The organism is Herbaspirillum rhizosphaerae (assembly GCF_046025915.1).
GTDB lineage: Bacteria > Pseudomonadota > Gammaproteobacteria > Burkholderiales > Burkholderiaceae_D > Herbaspirillum > Herbaspirillum rhizosphaerae_A.
This window is the reverse complement of record NZ_JAQQFR010000002.1, coordinates 103,593-128,670: the sequence shown is the minus strand read 5'-3', so window position 1 is coordinate 128,670 and position 25,078 is coordinate 103,593. Positions and strand designations below refer to the sequence as shown.

At 55.8% G+C, this 25,078-nt stretch carries 20 protein-coding genes and 2 tRNA genes; 2 read left to right on the top strand and 20 right to left on the bottom strand.

Annotated elements, in window-relative coordinates; translation table 11 throughout:
* Positions 1–3 precede the first annotated feature (3 nt).
* The 13 genes from PQR63_RS03130 to PQR63_RS03070 form a co-directional block, all read right to left on the bottom strand.
* A complete protein-coding gene (locus PQR63_RS03130) occupies positions 4–543 on the bottom strand; it encodes a GNAT family N-acetyltransferase (RefSeq protein ID WP_408165559.1) in 540 nt (179 codons plus the stop codon).
* A 205-nt stretch (positions 544–748) separates the two neighbouring features.
* Complete coding sequence (locus PQR63_RS03125; RefSeq protein WP_408165557.1) at positions 749–1,144, bottom strand: MerR family transcriptional regulator; 396 nt, start codon at positions 1,142–1,144, stop codon at positions 749–751.
* A gap of 23 nt (positions 1,145–1,167) precedes the next feature.
* A complete protein-coding gene (locus PQR63_RS03120) occupies positions 1,168–1,581 on the bottom strand; it encodes an integration host factor subunit alpha (protein WP_094563231.1) in 414 nt (137 codons plus the stop codon).
* Between the two features lie 55 nt (positions 1,582–1,636).
* Complete coding sequence (gene pheT, locus PQR63_RS03115; protein WP_408165555.1) at positions 1,637–4,063, bottom strand: phenylalanine--tRNA ligase subunit beta; 2,427 nt, start codon at positions 4,061–4,063, stop codon at positions 1,637–1,639.
* A 110-nt stretch (positions 4,064–4,173) separates the two neighbouring features.
* Complete coding sequence (gene pheS / locus PQR63_RS03110; protein WP_007882753.1) at positions 4,174–5,190, bottom strand: phenylalanine--tRNA ligase subunit alpha; 1,017 nt, start codon at positions 5,188–5,190, stop codon at positions 4,174–4,176.
* Positions 5,191–5,468: 278 nt separating this feature from the next.
* On the bottom strand, positions 5,469–5,828 hold the full coding sequence (rplT, locus tag PQR63_RS03105; RefSeq protein ID WP_007882754.1) for a 50S ribosomal protein L20: 360 nt from the start codon (positions 5,826–5,828) through the stop codon (positions 5,469–5,471).
* 24 nt (positions 5,829–5,852) lie between these two features.
* Complete coding sequence (gene rpmI / locus PQR63_RS03100) at positions 5,853–6,050, bottom strand: 50S ribosomal protein L35 (protein ID WP_083830894.1); 198 nt, start codon at positions 6,048–6,050, stop codon at positions 5,853–5,855.
* A gap of 287 nt (positions 6,051–6,337) precedes the next feature.
* Positions 6,338–6,859, bottom strand: a complete 522-nt coding sequence (gene infC, locus PQR63_RS03095; RefSeq protein WP_408166128.1) for a translation initiation factor IF-3 — start codon at positions 6,857–6,859, stop codon at positions 6,338–6,340.
* A 65-nt stretch (positions 6,860–6,924) separates the two neighbouring features.
* Positions 6,925–8,832: a threonine--tRNA ligase gene (gene thrS, locus PQR63_RS03090; RefSeq protein WP_408165553.1), complete on the bottom strand. Its 1,908-nt coding sequence runs from the start codon at positions 8,830–8,832 to the stop codon at positions 6,925–6,927.
* A 1,124-nt stretch (positions 8,833–9,956) separates the two neighbouring features.
* Complete coding sequence (locus PQR63_RS03085; RefSeq protein WP_408165551.1) at positions 9,957–12,971, bottom strand: FAD-binding and (Fe-S)-binding domain-containing protein; 3,015 nt, start codon at positions 12,969–12,971, stop codon at positions 9,957–9,959.
* 66 nt (positions 12,972–13,037) lie between these two features.
* Positions 13,038–13,805: a 2-keto-4-pentenoate hydratase gene (locus PQR63_RS03080; RefSeq protein WP_408165549.1), complete on the bottom strand. Its 768-nt coding sequence runs from the start codon at positions 13,803–13,805 to the stop codon at positions 13,038–13,040.
* A gap of 97 nt (positions 13,806–13,902) precedes the next feature.
* The gene (locus PQR63_RS03075; protein ID WP_408165547.1) at positions 13,903–15,186 is read right to left on the bottom strand and encodes an MFS transporter; all 1,284 of its coding nucleotides are present in this window, start codon (positions 15,184–15,186) and stop codon (positions 13,903–13,905) included.
* A gap of 255 nt (positions 15,187–15,441) precedes the next feature.
* Positions 15,442–16,659 (bottom strand): pyridoxal-phosphate-dependent aminotransferase family protein, encoded by a 1,218-nt coding sequence (locus PQR63_RS03070; RefSeq protein WP_408165546.1) that lies wholly within the window; start codon positions 16,657–16,659, stop codon positions 15,442–15,444.
* A gap of 289 nt (positions 16,660–16,948) precedes the next feature.
* Between PQR63_RS03070 and PQR63_RS03065 the strand changes: the two genes are divergently transcribed.
* Positions 16,949–17,710, top strand: a complete 762-nt coding sequence (locus tag PQR63_RS03065) for a GntR family transcriptional regulator (RefSeq protein ID WP_408165545.1) — start codon at positions 16,949–16,951, stop codon at positions 17,708–17,710.
* Between the two features lie 344 nt (positions 17,711–18,054).
* Here the strand turns inward: PQR63_RS03065 and PQR63_RS03060 are convergent, their stop codons facing one another.
* The 6 genes from PQR63_RS03060 to PQR63_RS03035 form a co-directional block, all read right to left on the bottom strand.
* Positions 18,055–18,318: a Txe/YoeB family addiction module toxin gene (locus PQR63_RS03060; protein ID WP_094563225.1), complete on the bottom strand. Its 264-nt coding sequence runs from the start codon at positions 18,316–18,318 to the stop codon at positions 18,055–18,057.
* Positions 18,275–18,583, bottom strand: a complete 309-nt coding sequence (locus PQR63_RS03055; RefSeq protein ID WP_408165544.1) for a type II toxin-antitoxin system Phd/YefM family antitoxin — start codon at positions 18,581–18,583, stop codon at positions 18,275–18,277. Before PQR63_RS03055 ends, PQR63_RS03060 begins: the two co-directional genes overlap by 44 nt.
* 540 nt (positions 18,584–19,123) lie before the next feature.
* Positions 19,124–19,200, bottom strand: a tRNA-Val gene (locus PQR63_RS03050).
* A 125-nt stretch (positions 19,201–19,325) separates the two neighbouring features.
* Positions 19,326–21,584: a RelA/SpoT family protein gene (locus PQR63_RS03045; protein ID WP_408165542.1), complete on the bottom strand. Its 2,259-nt coding sequence runs from the start codon at positions 21,582–21,584 to the stop codon at positions 19,326–19,328.
* A 15-nt stretch (positions 21,585–21,599) separates the two neighbouring features.
* On the bottom strand, positions 21,600–21,950 hold the full coding sequence (locus PQR63_RS03040; protein ID WP_094563222.1) for a RidA family protein: 351 nt from the start codon (positions 21,948–21,950) through the stop codon (positions 21,600–21,602).
* Between the two features lie 153 nt (positions 21,951–22,103).
* On the bottom strand, positions 22,104–22,970 hold the full coding sequence (locus PQR63_RS03035; protein WP_408165540.1) for an alpha/beta fold hydrolase: 867 nt from the start codon (positions 22,968–22,970) through the stop codon (positions 22,104–22,106).
* 238 nt (positions 22,971–23,208) lie between these two features.
* Here PQR63_RS03035 and PQR63_RS03030 point away from each other — a divergent pair.
* A tRNA-Leu gene (locus PQR63_RS03030) sits at positions 23,209–23,301 on the top strand.
* Positions 23,302–23,460: 159 nt separating this feature from the next.
* On the opposite strand, the gene PQR63_RS03025 is transcribed toward PQR63_RS03030, so the two are convergent.
* Positions 23,461–25,077: a DUF2130 domain-containing protein gene (locus PQR63_RS03025; RefSeq protein ID WP_408165538.1), complete on the bottom strand. Its 1,617-nt coding sequence runs from the start codon at positions 25,075–25,077 to the stop codon at positions 23,461–23,463.
* Position 25,078: the final 1 nt, after the last annotated feature.

The window sequence follows — 25,078 nt, the reverse complement described above, 5'->3', positions numbered from 1 at the left end:
CCATCAAACCGTGTCGACGATGTTCAACACCAGATACTGCGCGGCGTGGTCGTAGCTGCCGATTTTCTTCAATAACGCAGCATCGGCCTTGAGGTAATCCGAAAAGCCGCGCCGCCGCCAATAGGCGGCCGAATCATTCACCGCCACCAGTGCCGCATGACCGATCCCGATGGTCATGGCATGCCGCTTGATCAACTCCACCAGTTTCCCGCCCAAACCGTACTGCCGCACGGCGTCAGTGAGCGCTATGTCGTGCAGATAAAGGCAATCGGCTTGCGACGGTAAAGCATGCAACAAGGAATTCAACGCAGGCGGTTGTCCCAACAGAGCGGGATGGGTGATGGCGTAACCATGCACGCCGCCATCACCGTCGACGGCAACCCGGCATCCATCGGCAAATAACCGCAGGCGTTCTGCAAACACCTCCGGCGATTCGGGATAATCGGGATGTACCTGTTCTGCGATGGCGACGACGGCGGACAGGTCGCGCTCATGCATGCCGCGCCAGAACATGACCAGATCGTTCGCCGCTTTGTTTTCCATCAACAATCGCCTCCATTCAGTTCACTATATGTCTTTAGCCATGTACGCATCCAGCCGCGCCATGCGCCGCCAGTCCTCTGCTCAGACCGAGATCCCGGCTGCAGACTTGACTGCAATCTTGAGCGTAAACGTAAATAAGCTGCCGACGGCAGCTTATTGATGGTGATGCAGTGCCGATGCCTGGGATCGACCGACCGGCATCAGCTCATGCACGCGGTCTGAGTAACTCCAGAATGCCGGTGAGTTCGGTGCGCATGGCTTCGATCTCTTCGGCACCCATCGATATTTCGATCTCTTCGATGACTTCCGATTGGTCTTGGTTTAGATGACCGTCCAGCTTGTTGCGCGCGCCACTGATCGTGAAACCTTGTTCGTACAGCAGCTCGCGGATGCGGCGAATCAGCAGCACTTCATGATGCTGGTAGTAGCGACGATTGCCACGGCGCTTGACTGGTTTGAGCTGGGTGAACTCTTGCTCCCAGTAGCGCAGTACGTGCGGCTTCACGCCACACAATTCGCTGACTTCACCGATGGTGAAATAGCGCTTGGCGGGAATCGGCGGCAGGACGATCACCGCAGGTTTATTGACGCGTTCGTTCATGGCAAGGTTACGAGGGGCTTACATTACACAACGAGAGCGAGCGGCTGGATGGTGGAATCCTCAACCATTTCCTTGAGCTTCTGACTGGCGTGAAAAGTGACGACACGGCGTGCAGTAATAGGAATTTCTTCGCCGGTTTTAGGATTGCGGCCAGGACGCTGCGGCTTGTCACGCAATTGAAAATTGCCGAAGCCGGAAAGTTTGACGGCCTCACCGCGCTCCAGGGCATTGCGAATTTCGTCGAAGAAAGTTTCAACCATGTCTTTTGCTTCACGCTTGTTAAGACCGACCTGCTCGAACAAAAGTTCGGCAAGCTCGGCCTTGGTCAGCGTCGGGAGATTTTTTTCCGCTTGCGAACGTACCTGGGATTCCAGTACGGCACGTTGCAAGTCGGCATCCAGCACAGATTGAAATTCACTTGAATTCACGTTGTTCATGACGGGTGGTTGGCCTATTCTCTACCGGTTCTTTATTAATTTGCTTTGTCTATTCTCAAGCACGCAATTTGGCGGCAAGTTTCCCCGTCGCAGCGGCTACGATAGCGGCCATTGCAGCGTCAACAGTGTCGTCCTGGAGTGTGTTTTGAGTATCTTGCAAGGTGAATCGGAAAGCAAGGCTTTTTTCGTCATTTTCCAGCCCCTTTCCTTGATATTCATCAAATAAAACAATGGCTTGGATGATCGAGCATGCTGCGTTGCCTTGCTTTTCAGCGGCAAAAATATCGCGCAATTCCTGAACCTGAACAGCCTGTTTGACGACCAGTGCAAGGTCGCGTGTAACAGCCGGGAATTTGGAAATTTCGACATAGGCAGGCACGTCGCGTTGCTGCAGCGCTGTGGCGTCAACTTCAAACACGACCGGCGCCAGCGGCAGGTCGTATTTTTGTTGCAGACGTGGATGCAGTTCACCGATCAGGCCGATGTTCTTGCCGTCCAGTTCAACCTGAGCGGAGCGTCCCGGGTGCAGCGCAGGATGTTCAACGCGCGCAAAACGCAGCACGCGTGGGGCAAACAAGGCTTCCAGATCCGCTTTGACATCGAAGAAATCGACATTGCGGGAGTCCTGTCCCCACTGCTCTTCAGCGACCGGGCCATAGGCCAGGCCGGCGACGCGCTTCGGTTGGTGATAGCCGGCGACTTCCAGCGGACCATCCTGCACTTGCGCATCACGATGGAACACGGCGCCGATTTCAAACACGCGCACGCGGTTGGCCTTGCGGTTGATGTTGTAACGCACGTTCGCGACCAGGCTGGCGATCAGCGAAGAGCGCATCACGTTCATCTGGCTGGCGATAGGGTTGAGCAGCTTGATCGGTGCCTTGTTACCGGCAAAGTCGGCTTCCCATGCGCTTTCGACGAAGCTGAAATTGACCACTTCCTGATAGTCGAGATCGGCCAGCAGATGGCGCACGTCGAACAGCGAGCGGATATTTTCCGGCGCGATCTTCATGGCGCTGGCAGCAACCGGCGGCAACGCCGGGATGTTTTCAAAGCCGTAGACGCGCGCGATTTCTTCGATCAGATCTTCTTCGATTTCGATGTCGAAACGGAAAGACGGCGGCGTCACCGCGAACAAGCCCGGCTCTTGCGTAAACTGCAGGCCGAGGCGCGTGAAGATGTTGGCGATCATGTCGTCGGTGATAGCCACACCGATGACCTTGGTGGCGCGAGCAGTACGCACTTTGACCGGGTCACGCTTGGGCAGGTTGACGATCTGGTCGTCGACCGGACCGACCTTGGTGTCGGCTGTACCGCAGATTTCGATCAGCAAGGCGGTGATGCGCTCGATATGCTCCACCACGGTCGCGAAGTCGACGCCACGTTCGAAACGATGCGCGGCATCAGTCGAGAAGTTGTAGCGGCGTGCACGGCCCTGGATCGCTTGGGGGAACCAGAATGCGGCTTCCAGATAGATGTTGGTGGTCTCAAGCGATACCGACGTGGCGTCGCCGCCCATGATGCCGGCCAGCGATTCGAGTTCTTTATCGTCAGCGATCACGCCGACCCATTCGTCGACTTCAACGGTATTGCCGTTGAGGAGCTTGATCTGCTCGCCCTTCTTCCCCCAGCGCACATCGAGGCTGCCGTGGATCTTGTCCAGATCGAACACGTGCGACGGACGACCCAGTTCCAGCATGACGTAGTTGGAGATATCCACCAGCGCCGAAATCGGACGCTGACCGCTGCGTTCGAGGCGCTGCTTCATCCATTGCGGTGTTGCCGCCTTGGCATTCAGGCCACGGATGACGCGACCGGCAAAGCGGCCGCACAGATCCGGAGCGGAAATCTTGACCGGCAATTTCTCGTCGAGTCCGACGGCGACGTTCTGGAAAGTCGGCTGTTTCAGCGGTGTGTCGGTCAATGCCGACACTTCACGCGCCACACCCAGCACGGACAGGCAGTCTGCTTTGTTCGGCGTCAGCTTGATCGTGAACTTGAGGTCATTCAGCAGGAAGTAATCACGGAAATTCTGACCGACCGGCGCATCGTCCGGCAGTTCCAGCAGACCGCCATGATCTTCCGATAGCTTGAGTTCGCGTGCAGAGCACAGCATGCCCTGCGACTCGACGCCACGCAGCTGGCCGACCTTGATCTCGAAGGGCTTGCCATCGGCGCCCGGCGGCAGCACGGCGCCAGCCATGGCGCAAGGCACCTTCATGCCGACGCGCACGTTCGGCGCGCCGCAGACGATGTTGAGAATGGTGCCGGTCTTGACGTCCACCTGGCAGACATTCAGACGATCAGCGTTCGGGTGCTTGGCGATTTCCAGCACTTCACCGACCACCACGTTGGAGAACGGCGGCGCGACCGCTTCGACTTCTTCCACTTCCAGGCCCGACATTGTCAGCAAGTGCGACAACTCATCCGAAGTCATCTTCGGATTGACCATGGTACGCAACCAGTTTTCAGAGAATTGCATGATTCAAACCTTCAGCTATGGTCCGGAAATCCGGACAGTCCATACAGTTCGCAAGGCAGCGCAGAGGATATTCGCGCCGGCCCGGCATCACATTGTTCAATTGAATTGCGTCAGTTAAATTGCTTCAAGAAGCGCAAATCACCTTCGTAGAACAGACGCAGGTCGTTGATGCCATAGCGCAGCATGGTCAGGCGCTCGAGGCCGGAGCCGAACGCGAAACCAATGTATTGCTCTGGATCGAGGCCCATGTTGCGCACCACGGTCGGATGCACCTGGCCTGCGCCGGATACTTCCAGCCAGCGGCCTTTCAATGGGCCGCTGCCGAAGGCGATGTCGATTTCCGCCGATGGTTCGGTGAACGGGAAATACGATGGACGGAAGCGCACTTGCAGGTCGTCGGTTTCAAAGAAAGCTTTGACGAAGTTGAGGTACACGCCCTTGAGGTCGGCGAAGCTGATGTCTTCAGCGATCCACAGGCCTTCGACCTGATGGAACATCGGTGAGTGCGTCGCGTCGCTGTCGACGCGATAAGTACGGCCCGGCGCGATGACTTTGATCGGTGGTTTGTTCATGCGCGCATAGCGCACCTGCATCGGGCTGGTATGCGTGCGCAGCAGCAGCGGCTTGCCTTGCGTGTCGTTGCCTTCGATGTAGAAAGTGTCCTGCATCGAACGCGCAGGATGGTTTTCCGGGCTGTTCAGTGCAGAGAAATTGGTCCAGTCGGTTTCGATTTCCGGGCCGTCGGCAACGTCGAAGCCGATCGAGCGGAAGATTTCTTCAACGCGCTGCCACGAACGCATGACCGGATGGATACCGCCCTTGCCACGGCCACGGCCCGGCAAAGTAACGTCGATCGCTTCGGCGTTCAGGCGCTCTTGCATTTGTGCGTTGGCCAGTGCGTCACGGCGCGCAGTGAGCGCGTTCTCGATCTGCTCTTTGGCGGCGTTGATGACGGCGCCTTGCACCTTGCGTTCTTCAGGAGCCAGCTTGCCAAGGCCCTTCATTTGCTCAGTGATCTGACCGGTTTTGCCAAGGTATTTGGCTTTGGCGTTTTCCAGGGCTGCAGCGTCGGGTGCGCCGGCAAAGTCGGCCTGGGCCTGTGCAACGAGTTGTTCTAGGGAATTCATGCGGTAAGTCTCGCTCCATTCAGACAGATATCTGAGTAATCTAAGAACCGATCCGGCTCTGAGAACCTGTTCAACATCTCACCACGATCTCACTGCGAGGCCATGATCTGACCTTTGCTGCCGTTGGCTGCAGATCTTGAACAAGTTCTAACGACGAAGTCGAAAAAACAAATTGAAATACGGAGATTCAAAACGACTACGGGGCACAGGTATTTCACCTCTGCCCCGCAAGATTTGCAGTGCCGTCCGAAACCGGACGACGACTGCAACATAGCTAATTACTTAGCGATGTTGGCTTTCACCTGATTGACAATCGCAGCGAACGCTGGCTTGTCAGTCACAGCCATATCGGCCAGAACCTTGCGGTCCAGCTCGATCGAAGCACGCTTCAGGCCGTTCATGAATACGCTGTATGTCACGCCATGCTCACGAGCAGCAGCGTTGATACGGGCGATCCACAATGCACGGAATACGCGCTTCTTGTTGCGGCGGTCACGGTATGCGTATTGACCAGCGCGCATAACTGCTTGCTTGGCGATACGATAGACGGTGCTGCGGCGACCACGGTAACCCTTGGCTTGCGCCAGGACTTTTTTATGACGGGCACGTGCTGTTACCCCACGTTTAACTCTAGGCATAGTAGCTCCTTAGTGATGGTGAGGTTAAGCGTTCGGCATCATGCGCATGACTGATACGACGTCTGCAGCATTGACATTGGTAATACCGCGCAACTGGCGTTTAACTTTGGTGGTTTTCTTGGTCAAGATGTGGCGCTTGAAAGCGTGACCACATTTGATTGTTCCACCTGGACGTACACGAAAGCGCTTTTTGGCGCTGCTTTTCGTCTTCATTTTTGGCATGACACTATCTGTCCTTTTTGGACAGCTCCATTTTTTGATGATTGCAGGTGGCAGCAATGCGCTGCTCTTTGATGCCTGCTCTCACTTATTAGCAGCAATCTTCATTGCTGCTTTTGCGAGAAACAAAACGACTGCTTCCCGACAAAATCTTCGGTTTCGCTACAGCTCACGCTTGCTGGACCGGAATACGCATCGCAAAGACCTACCCTACGATGCGCGAAGAAGCATGGCTGCTTCTTCTTGCTTAACTTGCTCAAGCTACAGAATCAAGCTTACTTAAGTTCAGCTTATTTCTTCTTTTTAGGCGCCAGGACCATGATCATCTGGCGTCCTTCCATCTTTGGAAACTGCTCGACCTGGCCATATGGCTCCAGATCCACCTTCAAGCGCTCCAACACGCGCATGCCGATCTCCTGATGAGCCATTTCACGACCGCGAAAACGCAGTGTAATCTTGGTCTTGTCACCCTCTTCCAGGAACTTGGTCAGATTACGCACCTTGATGTTGTAATCGCCGTCATCCGTGCCAGGGCGGAATTTGACTTCCTTGACCTGAATGACTTTCTGCTTCAGCTTGGCTTCATGAGCTTTCTTCTGCTCCTGATATTTAAACTTGCCATAGTCCATCAGGCGCGCAACAGGAGGCTGTGCGGTCGGTGCGATTTCCACCAGATCCACGTTAGCCTCTTCAGCCAGACGGAAAGCTTCAGCCAAATTGACGATACCAAGCGGTTCGTTATTGACTCCGGATAAACGCAATTCCGGTGCTGTAATTTCACCGTTGATGCGATGCGACTTGTCAGTAGCTATTGCAGTTTCCTTTTAACGTCCAATAAATTAAGCCGTGCTCTTGCGCAGGAAGGAGCTTTGCTCCTTTAGGCTTTGGCTTCCACCTCAGTTTTGAGGCGCTCCACCAAGACATCGATAGGCATGACACCCAGATCGACATTGCCTCGCGCACGCACGGCCACTGTATTTGTATCGCGCTCTTTATCGCCGACCACCAAAATATAGGGCGGCTTCTGTAAAGAATGCTGCCGTATTTTATAGGTAATCTTCTCGTTACGCAAATCAGTAACGACTCTAAACCCTTGTTTTTTCAGCGTTTGCGCAACGTTTTTGACGTATTCGGCTTGCGCATCGGAAATATTCAAGATCACAACTTGCTCAGGAGCAAGCCACAACGGCATCGCACCGGCGTGATTTTCGATCAGAATCGCGATAAAACGCTCCAGCGAGCCGACAATCGCACGGTGCAGCATGACCGGCACTTTGCGGTCGTTGTCTTCGGTGACATATTCCGCGCCCAGACGCGCCGGCATCGAGAAATCGACCTGCATGGTACCGCACTGCCAAGAGCGGCCGATCGAGTCTTTCAGATGGTATTCGATCTTCGGACCGTAGAAAGCACCCTCGCCCGGCAATTCTTCCCATTCAGTGCCTGAGGCGCGGATGGCTTCGCGCAAGGCGTTTTCAGCCTTGTCCCAGACAGCTTCTTCGCCGATGCGTTTTTCCGGACGCAGCGCCAGCTTCACGGCGACATCGGTAAAGCCGAAGTTGTCATAGACTTCGCGCACCACCTTGTTGAAGGCCGCAACTTCGTCCTGGATCTGATCTTCAGTACAGAAGATGTGACCATCATCCTGCGTAAAGCCGCGCACGCGCATCATGCCGTGCAGCGCGCCGGACGGCTCGTTGCGGTGGCATTGGCCGAACTCGCCGTAGCGCAGCGGCAGATCGCGATAGCTGTGCAGGCCGGAATTGTAGATCTGAATATGGCCAGGGCAGTTCATCGGCTTCAACGCGTAGGCGCGATTTTCCGATTCAGTCGTGAACATGTTTTCACGATAGTTTTCCCAGTGGCCGGTTTTTTCCCACAGCGAACGGTCCAGAATCTGCGGCGCCTTAACCTCTTGATAACCACTATCCTGATAGACGCGGCGCATATATTGCTCAACTTGCTGCCAGATCGACCAGCCCTTCGGATGCCAGAAAATCAAACCCGGCGCTTCGTCCTGAAAGTGGAAGAAATCGAGTGCGCGGCCCAGCTTGCGGTGATCGCGCTTCTCTGCCTCTTCCAGCATATGCAGATAGCTTTCCTGGTCTTCCTTCTTCGCCCAGGCAGTACCGTAGACACGCTGCAGCATCTCGTTGTTGGAATCGCCGCGCCAGTAAGCGCCGGCCAGCTTCATCAGCTTGAACACTTTCAGCTTGCCGGTGGACGGCACGTGCGGACCACGGCACAAGTCGGTGAAGCTGCCTTCTGTATAGAGCGACACATCCTGGTCTTGCGGGATGGATTCGATGATTTCGGCCTTATAGGCTTCGCCGATGGACTTGAAGTAAGCCACTGCCTCGTCGCGCGGCAACACCTTGCGGGTAACCGGCTCATCCTTCTTGGCCAGCTCGGCCATTTTCTTTTCAATCGCGGCCAGATCTTCGGGTGTAAACGGGCGCTTGTAAGCGAAGTCGTAATAGAAGCCGTTGTCGATCACCGGACCGATAGTCACTTGCGCGTCAGGGAACAACTCCTTCACGGCATACGCCAGCAAGTGGGCGGTCGAGTGACGAATCACTTCCAGACCATCCGCGTCCTTGTCGGTCACGATCGCCAGATCGGAATCTTTTTCAATCAGGAAAGAAGTATCGACCAGCTTGCCGTCGACCTTGCCGGCCAACGCCGCCTTGGCCAGACCCGCGCCGATATTGGCAGCGACTTGCGCCACGGTAACGGGCGCATCGAATTGACGTTGCGAACCATCGGGGAGACGAACTGAAACCATTTTGAACTCCATCCCGGCAAATTTTGCCGAAGCTTGATTTATAAAATACGGAAGAATGCGGAAAATAAGGACGAAAAAAAAACGCGGACCAGCCGCGCTTTTTCATAAGACGAAAAAGAACCCGACTAGCGTCGCGTAGAGACCTTGGTGGTAGTTCGCGGTGTCATAACCGGTTTGCCTTTCTCGCTCTTACAGATGTTGGGGTAGTGCTGAATATGACTGAATGGCTGAAACAACCATGAAGCAGATAAGGATTATAGCAACAATAGAAAAATGTCGCATCCCATGCGTGGAAATACCGATACAAGAGCAGACTCCCGAAGTCCAGTCCTATCTGGAAAGTGACCTCGAGGTATGAACCCACTCTTGTATCGGTACGATGAAGCGAATACTCCGGACGGTGCCGATACAAGAGGAGATTCACGCCACCCAGTTCTATCTGAAAAGTGGTAGCGCGAAAGGTGAATCTGCTCTGGTATCGACACAGAAAACTACAACGACCGGCCAGGAGTACCGATACAAGAGAAGATTCACGCCACCCAGTCCTATCTGGAAAGTGGTAGCGCGAAAGGTGAATCTGCTCTGGTATCGACACAGAAAACTGCAACGAGCTGCCTGGAGTGCCGATACAAGAGAAGATTCACGCCACCCTGCCCTATCTGGAAAGTGGTAGCGCGAAAGGTGAATCTGCTCTGGTATCGGCACAGCAACTCGCAACAACGCCGGCACGCACAAACGATGCGGATACAAGAGGAGATTCCCGTCGCCCAGTCCTATCTGGAAAGTGGCAACGACGAAAGGTGAATCTGCTCTGATATCGGCACGAATGCCAAAAACTGAACATGCGGACCATGACGACCGTATGCAAACGCGTTTAAAACTTGTGTATTGAGGAAGACTTACAGATGAATTGCTGCTACAGACATGGCCTGACAAGACCAAAAATGAAGAAGTAATGCGGAGTAACCTTCACCAGCGAGCCGGGCATTTTTATAGCTATTTCGGCTTGCCTCCCGGCATTGAGCCGAGGAACAGCAAACAATATAACCACAAAAACAACCCCTGTCAACCCCCATTAACACAAATAAGCAAAGCGCCAACGGGAGTCTCCAACAAAAGTCCGACTAATTAACTAGCGCTGCCGCCAAAACACGGGCCACATGGACGGCTTCACGCCCGGCACCATCATGGATCTGATGACGGCAACTGGTGCCGTCGGCCACCACGATCGCGTCCGCCCCAGCTTTGCGCACCGCCGGCAACAGCGACAACTCCGCCATTGCCATCGACGCCTCGTAGTGCTCCTCTTCATAGCCGAAACTTCCCGCCATGCCGCAGCAGGATGATTCCACCACGGACACTTCCGCCTGCGGAATCCACTGCAACACGGCCGGTACCGGACGGAAGGCGTCGAAGGCCTTTTGATGGCAGTGACCGTGCAACACGATCTTGTTGGATGAGAGCGGTTTGAGGTCGAGCTTCAACTTGCCGCCCTTGTGCTCCTTCACCAAAAACTCTTCAAACAAGAAGGCCGACTTCGCCAGCTGCTGTGCTTCTTCACCGTAACCGTAGTTCAAAAACTCATCGCGCAAGGACAACAGACAGGACGGCTCCAACCCGACCACGGCCACGCCTCGGCGTACGTAAGGCATCAGCGCATCCAGCGTGCGACGGGCTTCGGCCTTGGCCTGATCGACCAGACCCGCCGCCAGATAAGTGCGGCCGCAGCACAGCGGACGCTGTTCAGGCAGCGTATTGAAATGCACCTTGTAACCGGCAGCTTCCAGCACCTGCTGTGCGGCACGGGCGTTTTCCGGCTCCATGTTGTTGTTGAAGGTATCGACGAACAACAGGACTTCCTTGTCGGCACTTGTCGCCGCTGCACTCTGCGCATTACTCAAAAACGATTTGCGGAAACGCGGCAATGATCGTTGCGGTGCCAGTCCCAGCAAACCCTTCACCCAGCCTGAAATCACCGGGATCTTCTCTGCCAACGCCAGCGCACCGCCGACGCTGCCGGCATAGGATGCATACGCCGGCATATAGGCGATCAGCTTGTCGCGCAGGCTGATACCGTTCTTGCCGGCCCAGGCCGCGCGCGCTTCGATCTTGATCTTGGCCATGTCGACGCCGGTCGGACAATCGCGCTTGCAGCCCTTGCAGGAGACGCACAGATCCAGCACTTCCTTGACTTCGGGACTCGCCATGCCCTCGCTACCCAGCTGCCCCGACAAGGCCAGCCGCACCGTATTGGCACGACCGCGCGTGACGTGCTTCTCGTCACGCGTGACCCGATAGCTGGGGCACATGGTGCCGGCGTCGAACTTGCGGCAATGACCGTTGTTGTTGCACATCTCAACCAGCTTGGCCAGACCGTCGCTGCGGTCGCCGCCACTGCCTGGCGCGCTTTCCTTGCCGGTCAGCGGATCACGCTTGACGTTCCATGGCGACCAGTCCAGCGCCGGGGCATAAGGCAGCTCGCGATAGCCGGGTGCGAAGCGGAAGTTGCCGGCGTCATCCATCTTCGGCGGACGCACGATCTTGTCCGGATTGAAGCGGTTGTCGGGATCGAACAAATCCTTGATCTCGCTGAAGGCGGCGTTGAGTTTTGGCCCGTACTGCCATGCCACCCACTCGCCCCGGCACAGACCATCGCCATGCTCGCCGGAATACGCGCCCTTGTATTTGCGTACCAGTACGGCAGCAGCTTCGGCGATCTCGCGCATGTCCTTGGCGCCGCCGCGGCGCATATCGAGGATCGGCCGCACATGCAAGGTGCCGACGCTGGCATGGGCGTACCAGGTGCCTTCGGTGCCGTACTTATGGAACACTTCAGTCAGCTGGCGCGTGTACTCCGCCAGATGTTCCAGTGGCACGGCACAGTCTTCGATGAAGGACACCGGCTTGCCGTCGCCCTTCATGCTCATCATGATGTTGAGGCCGGCCTTGCGTACATCCCACAAAGCTTTTTGTTCGTTAGCGTTCGGCATATCAACCACCGAGCCGGGCAAGCCGAGGTCGCCCATCAGTTCGCCTAGGCGCTTGAGCTGCTCCAGTTGCCGGTCGAGATTTTCTCCGGAGAACTCCACCAGCAGAATTGCTTCAGGATGACCGACCAGCGCCTTCTCGATCACGGGCTTGAACGCCGGATTACTCATCGCCAGATCGATCATGGTGCGATCGACCAGCTCGACCGCCGTCGGCCCCAGCTTGACGATGTGCTGCGTCATGTCCATCGATTGATAGAAGGTCGGAAAGTTGACCACACCCAGCACCTTATGCGTCGGCAGCGGCATCAGCGCCAGCGTGATCTGACGGCTATAGGCCAGCGTACCTTCCGAACCGATCAGGATATGCGCAAGATTGGCGACGCCGTCATCAGTATAGGCGCGCGGATTCTGGCAATCGAAGATGTCGATGTTGTAACCGGCCACGCGGCGCAATACCTTGGGAACACGTTCGGCGATCTCGCCACGTTCACGTTGCGCAATGGTTTGCAAGCCGCGCACGATGTCGCCGATGCGACCGCTGCCGGGCAAAGTGTTCATATCGGGCAAACGGCCGAAGCGGCCTTCGGCACCATCAGCCAGCACGGCGTCAATCGCCAGCACGTTGTGCACCATGTTGCCGTATTCGATCGAGCGCGAGCCGCAGGAGTTGTTGCCCGACATGCCGCCGATGGTGCATTGCGCCGCCGTCGACACATCCACCGGAAACCACAAACCATGCGGCTTGAGCCAGGCGTTGAGATGATCAAGCACCATGCCCGGCTCGACCGTGATCGTGCGCGCCACCGGATCGAAGTCGATCACTTGATTGAGATATTTGCTGTTGTCGACGATCAGTGCCTCGCCGACGGTCTGGCCGCACTGGCTGGTGCCTGCGCCGCGTGCCAACACGGGCATACGGTGCTGGCGTGCGACATCCAACGCAATCTTCAGATCGGCCTGGTCGCGCGGCACGACCACGCCCAGCGGCATGATCTGATAGATGGAAGCATCGGTGGCATAGCGGCCACGATCCGCTTTGCCGAACATGACTTCGCCCCGCATCTCGCGCTGCAATTGCATGGCGAATGGCGTAGCGGGTGCAGTGCTCCGCCCGCTCGGGGGAACAAGATGGATGGGCTTGACCAGCATGAAGTAGTCCTGTCAAAAAACGAGAAACAAAGTGGATGAAATTCAGCTCAACGCATTCAACTCACTTCAACTCAATTCGAAATGAATCGGCGGCAATCCGGCGATCTGTCCGATCACCATGCCCGGCGCTTTCGGAAAAAACAGTCCCGTGTAAGAACCGGTCGTGATCACAGTGCCGCCGGGAATAGCGATGCCGCGCTCGCTGCAATGATTAACCAGCCAGCTCAGCAACCGGCGCGGATCACCGGCGGGATTGACGCCCTGCCCTTTGAACACGTCCTCGCCGTTGAAGGTCAGGTGCGCCTCAGGCCGCCGGAAGTTGAAGCCGTCGCGGTAATCGCATAGTTCTCCGATCACCAGCGCGCCGTGATTCTGCAGGTCGGCCAATTGGCTCAGCTTGGGCACCTCGGGCCATCCGGCGATGCGGCTGGAAACGATTTCGATGGATGCGCCCATGGCGCTGATGCTGTCCATGATCTCCGCCTCGGCAATCGGCGCCGGCCTCGGTGTGAAATCGCAGTCAAAGCAAAACATGATTTCCAGCTCGATACCGAGCACCGGAAAAGCGCTGCGCCGCAGAGAAGATGACGCTGGATGAATCCCGCTCAGCGGTAACGGCGCGCCCTGCACCGGCCCGGCTTCGGTCTTGGAACCGATCTTCCAGCCGCCGATCGCGGCGTGGCTGCGACGCAGGAAAGCCTGTTGCGCCAGATAGGCGTCTTCGATGCTCGCCGGTTCCAACTCATCCGGCACGATGGCCAGTGTCGCCTGGCGCGAATACGCGTCGCTCAACAGATGGCCGAGTTCTTCAGCCGCAGAAAGTAAAGTCGTCATGGCTATCTTAGGTCGATGGTCTGTGCTCAGTGAGGCCAAGGAATACCGTCAGCGACGGCATTCCTTGCCGGAAGTACTGCTTGAGTACCGTCTGAAATCAGGCGCGCGCCTTGACCACATGACCGCCCGCATCCGGTGTCGGGCTCTCGAACTTGCTATCCGGCTGCATGCGGAAAGCCAGCAACACGCCAAAGCCCATCAACACCATGCTGCCGAGGAAAGGCAGTTCCCAGTTGCCGGTCTTGTCGATCAGGTAGCCCGACAGCACCGGCGAGATGATCGCGGCCAGTGCCGAACCGGTATTCATCATGCCGCTGGCGGTGCCCGAATATTCCGGCGCGATATCCATCGGAATCGCCCACATCGGACCGATCGTCATTTCAGCGAAGAAGAAGCCGGCGCCCAGACTCAGGATCGAGATGTAGACGTTGTGCGTAAACATCAGCGGCAGCAGCGATAGCAAGGTCAGCAACATGCACACCGACACCATGTAGCTGCGGGCACGCTTGAGATTGCCGGTATTTTTCAGAATCTTGTCGCTGACGATGCCCCCCAGGGTGTCACCCACCACACCGGCAAAAAACACGCTGGAAGCAAACAGCGCCGACTTCTTGATGTCGAGGTCATAGCTGTGCAGGAAGTATTGCGGGATCCAGCTCAGGAACAACCAGAGCGTCCAGCCGTAGCAGAAGTAGACGATGGTGACCGGCATCATGCGCTTGAACAGCGGCCCCCATGGAATCTGTGGGCTCTTCTTTTTACCGGCAGGCAGGATGGACAGTTCTTCCGAAGTGATGCGTGGATGTTTGGCCGGATCTTCGGTAAACACAAAGGCCCAGACGATCACCCACACCAGGCTGAAGACGCCGAAGATGTAGAACGATTCGCGCCAGCCATGCTCCGCCATGATCCACACCACCGCTGCCGGCGCCACCGCATTACCGATACGAGCGAAGGCGTGGGTGATACCTTGTGCGAAACCGCGTTTGTCTTTCGACACCCAACGCGACATCGCCGTCGTCGCCGCCGGGAAAGTGGCGCCTTCACCGAGGCCGAGTAGCAGACGCGCCAGCAGCAAGGACACCAGACCGCCCGCGAAACCCGTCAACACGGTCGCCAACGCCCACAGCAAGCCGCAATAAATCAGCGTGCGGCGCGCGCCGAATTTGTCGCTGACCCAGCCGCCGATAATCTGAAACACTAAATAGGGATAAGCGAAGGCCGAAAAGACCAGACCGATTTCCGTCTTCGAGAGGTTGAATTCCTTGCCAAAACCAGCCGCGGCGGTGCTGACGTTGACACGATCCAGGTAGGTGATGAAATACATCATGCATAACATCAATAGCACGACCGTGGTCGCGCGCAAACGCAGGTGTCTCATTGCATTGTCTCCAGTATTGGTACACCGGCACGCCGTGAAGCCGCTCTCTCGGGCGGCTTCGATTCCTCTGCGGGATATTGCTTCGCCGGGTTTTCGTTATTGATCCACGTAACCGGCGCAGCGCTTCTTCATGAAGGCGTGCTGCCCGGCGTTCTTTCCTCCGTTATTGCTTTTTTCTTTGCCGTGCTGTCTTGCGCTCCTTACAGCGCAAGACAGCACGGATACCACTGATACGACTGATACGATCTAGCGGATTCAGGCGACCTTCAACACTGGCTTGCTTTTCTTGGCGGTCAGGTTGTCCATCGCCGCCTGCACACCGCTGCCGGCCAGCTTCACGCCCGCCAGCTTCAGGCCCATTTCGCAACCGGACAGTGTCGCCATCAAGGTCAGATCGTTGGCTTCGCCCAGATGGCCGATGCGGAACATTCCGCCCTTCATCTTGCCCAGACCGGTTCCCAGCGACATGTCAAAGTTTTCGTAAATCACCTTGCGGATCGCATCGGCGTCAAAACCTGCCGGCGTCATCACACCGGTCAGCACCGGCGAATACACGGCCGGATCGGCGCACTGAATCTCCAGGCCCCAGGCCGTGACCGCCTGACGGCAGGCTTCGGCCAGACGCTCGTGACGTGCGAAAACGTTGTCCAGACCTTCGCCGAGGATCATGTCCAGCGCTTCATGCAAGCCATAGAGCAAATTGGTGTTCGGGGTGTACGGCCAGTAACCGGTGGCGTTCATCTCGATGATTTCAGTCCAGCCCCAGAAAGCCTTCGGCAGCTTGGAAGTCTTGCTGGCCTCGATAGCCTTCTTCGAGACCGCATTGAAGCTGATACCCGGCGGCAGCATCAGACCCTTTTGCGAACCCGAGACGGTAACGTCAACGCCCCACTCGTCATGGCGATAGTCTGCCGACGCCAGGCCGGAGATCGTATCCACCAGCAGCAGCGCCGGATGGCCGGCGGCATCGATGGCCTTGCGTACCGACGCGATGTCGGATGTCACACCGGTGGAAGTTTCGTTGTGCACCACGCAGACGGCCTTGATCTGATGGCCGCTGTCCTTGCGCAGACGTTCTTCAATCAGATCAGCCTGCACGCCGCGACGCCAGCCTTCAACACCCGGCAAGCCGAGGAATTCCGGTTTCAGGCCCAGCGCTTCCGCCATCTTCTTCCACAGCGTGGCGAAATGGCCGGTCTCATACATCAGCACGGTATCGCCAGGGCTCAGGGTATTGGTCAGCGCCGCCTCCCATGCACCGGTGCCGGATGCCGGATAGATCACCACCGGTTGCTCGGTCTTGAAAATCTTCTTGATACCCGCCAGCACATGCAAGCCCAGCGCGCCGAATTCCGGACCGCGATGGTCGATGGTCGGATAGCTCATGGCGCGCAAGATGCGATCAGGCACAGGGCTAGGACCAGGGATTTGCAAGAAATGGCGGCCGGCTGGATGAAAGTCTAGTTTTAACATTTACTCCTCCTTTGAAATCTTCACTTTGTTGAATTTTGTATTTTGAATGCAAAATACTTTATCAGCGAGATTCGGCCAGGTAAAGGTTTTTTTGATCCTGACAGCCCTTACCCCAGGTATCGAGTCGGCCCATGTTTTTGGTAAAAACTGCTTAAATAGATATACTTAGGATCACCAATGGGCGTTTCAGGCCAATATTTTTCATCTATACAACAGCGTAAAGCTGGTATTTTTGGCAATGAAACGAACACTGTTAAAATACGCCTCAGTAGGACATTAAGGATTTTGAATGCAAAATTCAGCAATTGGACTCGATATCAACGAGCCCCTGAACAAACCTGAAAACACCCCCGCCGCCCTGCCAAAACTGGAGCGCCAGCGTCTGCACGACACCGTCGTCGAGCACCTGCGCAATCTGATTGTTGAAGCAGTGCTGGTTCCCGGTACCAAACTGAACGAGCGCGAGCTGTGCGAAACGCTCGGCATTTCACGCACGCCCCTGCGTGAAGCATTGAAGGTATTGGCAGCCGAAGGCCTGATCGAAATTTCACCCAACCGCGGCGCGTCGGTATCCAAGATGTCCGAAACCGAGATCTGGGAAACCTTCGAACTCATGAGCGGCCTGGAAGCGATGTCCGGCGAGCTGGCCTGCGAGCGCATCACGCCGGTGGAAGTCGCCGAGATCAAGGCGCTGCACTACGCCATGCTGGCCTGCAAAGCGCAGAACGACCTGCCCGGCTACTACAGCCGCAACCAGACCATCCACAACAAGATCAACGAAGCCGCGCGCAACTCGGTGCTGCATCAGACCTACCTCGGCCTGAACCGCCGTCTACAGGCGCTGCGCTTCAAATCCAACTTCCGCCCCGAAAAATGGGACAGCGCCGCGCACGATCACGACGAGATGGTCAAAGCGCTGGAAGCACGCGACGGCAAGCGCCTGGCGGCAGTCCTGCGCCAGCATTTGCTGGACAAGCGCGATGCGGTGTTGAACGTGCCGGTGCCGGTCGCCGCTGCAGATACGCCCGCAGGCAAAACCAATAATCAATAAAAACAGTTGTGATTTGTCACTGGAAGCCATCGCTTGCGATGGCTTTTTTTATGGCTGCGCTGCATAGACTGCGTCTTACACGCACCTCTTGCCAGTTTCCATAGCGCGCAACAGACGAGCGAAATAAAGCCGCAGATCAAATCAAAGCCTTGACTCTGCGAGCACAGCAAAAGCAGAAAGGGTAATGGGGAGAAAAAGGGAGAGACAACAAATGCGGAAGATAAAAAGCAAAAATGGAAGCCGGGACTGCGCTTCCAATCTTTAACTTTGCTTTTGATGCTGTTTTTACGAAGGCACGATTGGACTTGAACCAACGACCCCGCGATGTAAAAAACCTTACGGATTTACGCTTCGTAATGGTAGCGGCACGAGGCCACCTCAATATCTGTTTCGGTTACCCGATAAACCAGTCGATTTGTATCATCAATGCGTCGCGACCAAAATCCGCTTAAATTCTCTTTCAACGGCTCCGGTTTTCCGATTCCATCAAACGGGTCTCGCATTGTTGCCTCCAACAGCTTGTTAATTCTCTTCAGCGTTTTTTTGTCCTGAGAGTGCCAATATTCATAGCTCCCCCATCCTTCCGGACTGAACTTCAGATTCCTCATGGGCGTCACTTCCTACATCAATCAGATTATGACGCTCAGCTTGACCAGCATTCAGCTGTGCGATGGATCGAGCCAAATGAGCTGCATTCGCGGGCGACTTCAGCAGATGAACCGTCTCCAAAAGACTACTGTAATATTCAAACGACATAACAACAGCGTCCGGCGCATCGCGACGAGCGATCACAGTGACATCTGCGTCATCAACGGCTTGATCTATCACGGCTTTCAAGCTATTTCGAGCGTCAGAGAAATTAATAATGCGCATTTCTATGTTTCTTCCTACCACAATTGGTATTAACACCTTTTAGGTGACCAATCCTCATGATGCAAACCGAGTCTTGGTTGACGATTCTCGCTAGTTTTGCTGTGTCATATTGTTTGTGTAACTAAATAGGTTATTCGGACCTTGTTAGCTCTTCTTGTTATGGGGTTGCCGCATGAAATTGCGCGCTTTATATCGGACTACATGTACAAGTAGTTGAACAAGTATAGGTGATTTAAGCTACATGTCAACGTTTTTTATGGCTGCGCTGCGTGAACGAGGCTTTATGCCTCCCCTCACCAACATCCATCGCGCACAATGGACAGACGAAATAACACCGCATGGCAAACGCTGCAAGCACAGCAAAATCAGAAAGGAAAATGGAAGAAAAAGGAAGGACAACAAATGCGGAAGACAAAAAGCAAAAATGGAAGCCGGGACTGCGCTTCCATTATTTCATTTTGCTTTTGATGCTGTTTTTACGAAGCCTCAGTTGCATGAACTTTCTGCTTCGATACCAATATTCAACAACATCAAGAATATTGGTAGGCACGATTGGACTCGAACCAACGACCCCTACCATGTCAAGGTAGTGCTCTAACCAGCTGAGCTACGCGCCTAGTGAAGAAGCGAGATTATAGGGGCATTTTTTATTTTTGGCTAGTCTTCGCGAAAAGTTTTTTAAAAAATCTTGTTCGCCGCTTCTTTCTCGATCTTTCAACGACCAGCCAACCCGCCGCAAAGCCTATTGCCTTCTGGCTTCCAGCACGCCCTTCACTTCGCGGATCACGGCCAGCGCCTTGATCAGTTGCGCAGTCGAGCCGATCTCGGCAGTGAATCCCATGCGCGCCTGCCCCTTCACGCTTTGCGTGCTGACGCCGATGACGTTGATCTTTTCGCGCAAGAAAATTTCTGAAATATCGCGCAGCAGGCCCTGACGGTCGCCGGCCAGCACGAAGATATCAACCGGATAAACCGTGTCCTTGCCCGAGTTGCCCCATTCGGTCTGGATGACGCGTTCGGGCGCCTTGCTGCTCATCTCGGCGAAGTTCTTGCACGTCAGCCGATGGATGGATACGCCCTTGCCGCGCGTGACGAAGCCGACGATGCTGTCCGGCGGCGCCGGTTTGCAGCAGCGTGCCAGTTGCGTCATCAGGCCTTCGGTGCCGACCACCAGCACGCCGGATTTGGCGCCCTGCACCACGCTCGATGCGCGGCTCTTGCGGGTGATGGAGGCTTCGTCGGTTTCGGTGTGCTTGCTTTCCTTGCCCTCTTCGCCTTCATGCAGCATCTGTTCGATCTGGCGCGGGCTGAATTCGTCCTTGCCCAGCGACAGGCAGAGGTCGTCGACCTTGCCGAAGCCGAGCTTGTGCGCGAGTTCTTCCAGGTTGACGGCAGTTTTGCCTTCGCGCTGCAGCGTTTTTTCCAGCACGGTGCGGCCGTGGGCCAGCGTCTCTTCCTGTTCGATGGCGTTGAACCAGGCGCGCACCTTGGAACGCGTGCGCGAACTGGCGGCGTAACCCGGACTCAGCCAGTCACGCGACGGGCCGACGCCGGGGCCGCTCTTGACGGTGATGATGTCGACGGTCTGGCCGTTTTTCAGCGGCGTGTTCAGCGGCACCATGACGCCGTCGACGCGTGCGCCGCGGCAGCGATGGCCGACGTCGCTGTGCAAGTGATACGCGAAGTCGATCGGCGTGGCGCCGTTGGGCAACTCGATCACGCGTGCTTGTGGCGTCAGTACGTAGATGCGCTCATCGAGCGTAGTCGACTTGAGCTTCTCGACCCAGTCGCGGCGCACTTCTTCCTGCTCGACCACGGCGTCGGAGACTTCGCTCTTCCACGCCAGCAGCTGACGCAGCCAGGCGATCTTTTCATCGTACTTTTGCGCCGCGAAATTGGAGCCGCCGCTTTCCTTGTAGCGCCAGTGCGCCGCCACACCGTATTCGGCGAAGTGATGCATCTCGTGCGTGCGGATCTGCACTTCCAGCGGGCGGCCGTCTTCGGCGATCACGACCGTATGCAGCGACTGATAGCCGTTCTGCTTGGGACGCGAAATGTAATCGTCAAACTCTTTGGGAATCGGCACCCAGATGTTGTGGATGATGCCGAGTACCGTGTAGCAGGTCTTGATGTCGTCCACGATGACGCGGAAGGCGCGCACGTCGTACAGTTCGGAGAAATCGATGGCCTTGCCGCGCATCTTGTTCCAGATGCTGTAGATGTGCTTGGGACGGCCGGAGACTTCCGCCTTGATATCGGCGGCGGTCAGCTCGGTACGCAAGCGGTCGATGGCGGTAGCGACAAACTCCGCGCGCTCGATGCGCTTTTCTTCCAGCATCTTGGCGATGCGCTTGTAGGTGACAGGCTCGATGAAGCGGAAAGACAAATCCTCCAGCTCCCACTTGAGCTGCCAGATGCCGAGGCGATTAGCCAGCGGCGCGTAGAGATCGAAGGTCTCGCGCGCATATTGCGCGGTGGTCTCGTTCTCCAGCTTGTTTTCGGCGAAATAACGCAAGGTCGTCACGCGCGACGCCAGACGCACCAGCACCACGCGCATATCGCTGGCCATCGCCAGCAACATCTTGCGCAAGGTTTCGACCTGCGCCGCAGCCTGTTGCGCCGCGTTTTTGCCGCGCAAGACTTCTTGCGGATGGTGGAAGGTCAGGCTGTGGAAACGCATCAGCTGGCGCACACCCGCGACCAGATCGCCGATGTCCTTGCCGAACTGATCTTCAATCGTCGCTGCAGCATCCAGATTGAGCGCATGCAGCTCGAACAGCAGACCGGCGATGCGTGTTTCGGCATCGACGTTCAGCGCGGTCAGCACGCTGACTACGCCCTGCACAAACTGCAAGGCATCCTGCCCCGATGGGATCGGCTTGCCGGCATACAGAGGCGCGACAAACGCCAGCGCGCTCAATACGCGCGCGGCGTCATCCGGACTCAATCCGGCGACGATGGGGGCGGTGCCCTCTTGCGGAACTGCGACGACTGAAACCATGAAACCTTGCTTGGATTATTTTTGAGCAGCGACGATGATGATCTCGACCAGCAATTCAGGACGGGCCAGCTTGGCCTCGACGGTAGCGCGCGGCGGCGTGTTGCCTGCAGGCACCCAGCTATCCCAGACCGAATTCATGCCTTCAAAATCCTTCACGTCGGCGATATAGATCTGGCACGACAGGATGTTTTCCTTGCTGCTGCCGGCTTCCGCCAGCAGACGGTCGATGTGGCCCAGCACTTCACGTGTCTGGCCTTCGATGTTTTGCGTGGTGTCTTCGGCGATCTGGCCGGCCAGATAGACGGTACCGTTATGAATCGCGGCTTCGGAGAGACGCTTGCCGACGTGGAGACGTTGTACTGTCATGATGTTTCCTCTGTAAGTGTGTGGGTTGATGTCCGGTGCTGCCGGCGCTATTGCCCTATCGCCGTTGCAGCCCGTTTTTGATGTTGGACGGTTCAACCTGTTAGTAATTCCATCGTTTCAGTCGATTTCATCGACTGAAACTGTTCAAACTGTTCAGCCGAGCAAAAAGTCTTTAGCCACCTGGATCTGCTCGGCATGCATAAATGTCGGCGCATGGCCGACACCATCAAACTCCACCAGCTTGGCCTTGGGACCGCGTTGCGTCATCGCCTGCGCCACCTCCGGCAACAGCAGGTCAGATTGCTTGCCGCGCACCAGCAGCGTCGGGCAGCGGATCGCATCATAGGCAGCCCACAACATCGCCTCGCCCATGCTCGCCGCTTCCGGTGTCATGGTCTTGAACGGCTCAGACAACCGCAGATCATAGTGGCGCGTCCACTTGCCGTCCTTGTCCTGGCGCAAAACATCCGCAGCCAGCTTGTGCCACTCCTCATCCGTATGCGGCCCAAAACTTGCCGAAATGGTGCGAATATATTGCGCCGCCTCATCAAAGGTAGTGAAGCGGACGTCCTGCCCGATGTACTCACCGATACGCGCCAATGCCGACGCGTTGATCGAAGGACCGATATCGTTGAGCACCAGACGGCGAATCGGATTCTCCGGCATCGATGCAAGACCCATGCCGATCAGCCCGCCCATTGACGTGCCGAACCAGTCCACCGACTCCGCATCCAGACGCGCCAGCAAGGTCACCATGTCGCTCACATACTGCGGAATCACGTAATACTGCGGCGCCTGCAAGCGCCCCGACCGGCCGCGCCCGACCACATCCGGGCACACCACCCGATACGTCTCGGACAACTCGCGCGCCATCACATCAAAATCGTCCCCCACGCGGGTCACGCCATGCACGCACACCAGCACATTGGGATTATGAGGATTGCCCCACTCCTTGTAAGCCATCGAATGCAAACCGGCAGGCGAAATACATTGAACTGTCTTCAATACAGCTTGTGTCATGGTCTCGACCAAGTCAGGTTGGAATACTCGATATTTTACTCCCTGACACGCCTGTTGTAGACCGGAAAGAGAAATGGAGACCAAGGCCAGACCAGAGACCGGCCCATGCCTGCTTACGGGCAACGCGGGCGTTAAAACGGCAGGAAACAGGAAGTCGTCATCACAATAGGCTGATTTCGGACGGAGTCGCTGCTATAATGCGTTCCTTTTCCGCGATACGACATCGCGAAAAACAGCTGCCTGAGTGGTGAAATTGGTAGACACAGCGGACTTAAAATCCGCCGCTTACCTGGAAAGGGGCGTACCGGTTCAAGTCCGGTCTCAGGTACCAAGAAGCTGTTTCAAAGCAAGTCCAAAGAAATTCAAAAGCCCGCACGCCGTATGGCCTTGCGGGCTTTTTTCTGGTGTTTTTTGATCCGGCCTTCACCGGCGAGCAAATGCTCACGACACGGTCGTACGCCTACATGTGCCAACTCACAAAAAAGCTACATCATTCGGTTTCGGAAGGGCCGCTATTCTTAAGCTCTGCAAACTTACCAGCCATCGTCGGATTGCCTCGCGTCAGTTTCTTAATTGTCACGTCCTGCGCTTTGTCGTTGGCAAGACGAAGATTCCGGTCAGTGCCGAGCAGGGCCTCCTTCGTCTTCTGCAGATGGTCAATAGACTTGTCGATTTCATCAATCGCCGTTTGGAAACGCTTAGAAGCGAGTTCGTAGTTCTTTCCAAATGCGGTCTTAAATGTCTCAAGCTCTGTTTCAAAGTTCGTGACATCCACGTTTTGCGCCTTGACCAGCGCAAGCTCTGATTTGTACTTGAGCGAGTTCATCGCTGCATTGCGCAGTAGCGTGATCATAGGGAGAAAAAACTGCGGCCGGACGATGTACATCTTGGGGTAGCGATGGAATACATCAACAATCCCGGTATTGTAGAGCTCACTTTCGGGTTCGAGCAGAGAGACCAGCACCGCATACTCGCACCCTTTCTCGGTTCTATCCTTATCGAGTTCCTTCAGGAAGTCTTCGTTCTTGTTCTTCGTGGCGGTACGATCACCTTCATTCTTCATTTCAAACATGATCGAGACAATTTCAGTGCCTGCCTCATCTGAGTCGCGAAAGATATAGTCTCCCTTACTGCCAGTCCGCGCGTCGTTGTCTTTCTCGAAATATGCCCTCGGAAATGCAGTCGCTCGAATACGATTGAACTCCGTCTCGCAGTGCTGTTCAAGGGTTTCTCCAACCATCTTGGTCGATAGGCGCGCCTTCATGTCTCGAAGACGCTCGATAGCATCATCGCGATCCTTAATCTGGGTCTCGTATTTATCTTTTAACGACTTTTCCGCAAGTTGCTTCTCAAGCTCTGCTCTTGCAACGCTCCCCTTCAGGTCGTCACGCTCTTTTTCTACTGCACCGACTGCTTCAGTAATCGCAAGCTTTTGTGAAACTTCGATGGCGTCGAGTTTGGCCTTAAGAGCCTGAATCTCCGCATCCTTAGTCGTAGCGGTTCTTTGCAGTTCATTTGCTAGCTTCGCCTCGGCTAGCTGAGAAGCGGTTTTTTTGTCATTCTTCGCCTGTTCAAGTTCGTTCGAAAGCGCATCGCGATCTTTCTCCACAACGCTAAGAGCCTCTGCCACTGCTAGTTTCCGAGCCATTTCTTCACCAGCGAGTTTGGATCTTAATTCCTGAATCTCCGCATCCTTCGTGTTGGAAGTCCTTTGGAGTTCGTTTGCAAGCCTCACTTCGGCTAACTGAGAGGCTGTTTGCTTTTCATTCTTCGCCTGCTCAAGTTCGTTTGAAAGTGCATCGCGATCTTTCTCCACTGCGCTAAGAGCTTCAGCCACTGCGAGTTTTCGAGCGATCTCTTCACCATCGAGTTTGGTTTTCAGTTCCTGAATCTCAACATCTTTAATTGTGGCAGCCCTCTGCATCTCGCTAGCAATTTTTGCTTGAGCCAACTCAATGGCATTCCGTTTGTCTTGCTCCGCCAGCTCAAGGCGCTCGTGCAACTGCTGCTCAAACTCGCTATCGTGCACCTGCTTTAGGATGTTTGCGTATCCAGCCTCGTCGATCTTGAATGCTTTCGCGCAGTGGGGACAGATTATCTCGTGCATG

What these genes read in the sequence shown, in the direction of transcription:
- PQR63_RS03130 (WP_408165559.1), bottom strand. Translation starts at nt 543, where the DNA reads ATGGAAAACAAAGCGGCGAACGATCTGGTCATGTTCTGGCGCGGCATG.
- PQR63_RS03125 (WP_408165557.1), bottom strand. Translation starts at nt 1,144, where the DNA reads ATGAACGAACGCGTCAATAAACCTGCGGTGATCGTCCTGCCGCCGATT.
- PQR63_RS03120 (WP_094563231.1), bottom strand. Translation starts at nt 1,581, where the DNA reads ATGAACAACGTGAATTCAAGTGAATTTCAATCTGTGCTGGATGCCGAC.
- pheT (WP_408165555.1), bottom strand. Translation starts at nt 4,063, where the DNA reads ATGCAATTCTCTGAAAACTGGTTGCGTACCATGGTCAATCCGAAGATG.
- pheS (WP_007882753.1), bottom strand. Translation starts at nt 5,190, where the DNA reads ATGAATTCCCTAGAACAACTCGTTGCACAGGCCCAGGCCGACTTTGCC.
- rplT (WP_007882754.1), bottom strand. Translation starts at nt 5,828, where the DNA reads ATGCCTAGAGTTAAACGTGGGGTAACAGCACGTGCCCGTCATAAAAAA.
- rpmI (WP_083830894.1), bottom strand. Translation starts at nt 6,050, where the DNA reads ATGCCAAAAATGAAGACGAAAAGCAGCGCCAAAAAGCGCTTTCGTGTA.
- thrS (WP_408165553.1), bottom strand. Translation starts at nt 8,832, where the DNA reads ATGGTTTCAGTTCGTCTCCCCGATGGTTCGCAACGTCAATTCGATGCG.
- PQR63_RS03085 (WP_408165551.1), bottom strand. Translation starts at nt 12,971, where the DNA reads ATGCTGGTCAAGCCCATCCATCTTGTTCCCCCGAGCGGGCGGAGCACT.
- PQR63_RS03080 (WP_408165549.1), bottom strand. Translation starts at nt 13,805, where the DNA reads ATGACGACTTTACTTTCTGCGGCTGAAGAACTCGGCCATCTGTTGAGC.
- PQR63_RS03075 (WP_408165547.1), bottom strand. Translation starts at nt 15,186, where the DNA reads ATGAGACACCTGCGTTTGCGCGCGACCACGGTCGTGCTATTGATGTTA.
- PQR63_RS03070 (WP_408165546.1), bottom strand. Translation starts at nt 16,659, where the DNA reads ATGTTAAAACTAGACTTTCATCCAGCCGGCCGCCATTTCTTGCAAATC.
- PQR63_RS03065 (WP_408165545.1), top strand. Translation starts at nt 16,949, where the DNA reads ATGCAAAATTCAGCAATTGGACTCGATATCAACGAGCCCCTGAACAAA.
- PQR63_RS03060 (WP_094563225.1), bottom strand. Translation starts at nt 18,318, where the DNA reads ATGAGGAATCTGAAGTTCAGTCCGGAAGGATGGGGGAGCTATGAATAT.
- PQR63_RS03055 (WP_408165544.1), bottom strand. Translation starts at nt 18,583, where the DNA reads ATGCGCATTATTAATTTCTCTGACGCTCGAAATAGCTTGAAAGCCGTG.
- PQR63_RS03045 (WP_408165542.1), bottom strand. Translation starts at nt 21,584, where the DNA reads ATGGTTTCAGTCGTCGCAGTTCCGCAAGAGGGCACCGCCCCCATCGTC.
- PQR63_RS03040 (WP_094563222.1), bottom strand. Translation starts at nt 21,950, where the DNA reads ATGACAGTACAACGTCTCCACGTCGGCAAGCGTCTCTCCGAAGCCGCG.
- PQR63_RS03035 (WP_408165540.1), bottom strand. Translation starts at nt 22,970, where the DNA reads ATGACACAAGCTGTATTGAAGACAGTTCAATGTATTTCGCCTGCCGGT.
- PQR63_RS03025 (WP_408165538.1), bottom strand. Translation starts at nt 25,077, where the DNA reads ATGCACGAGATAATCTGTCCCCACTGCGCGAAAGCATTCAAGATCGAC.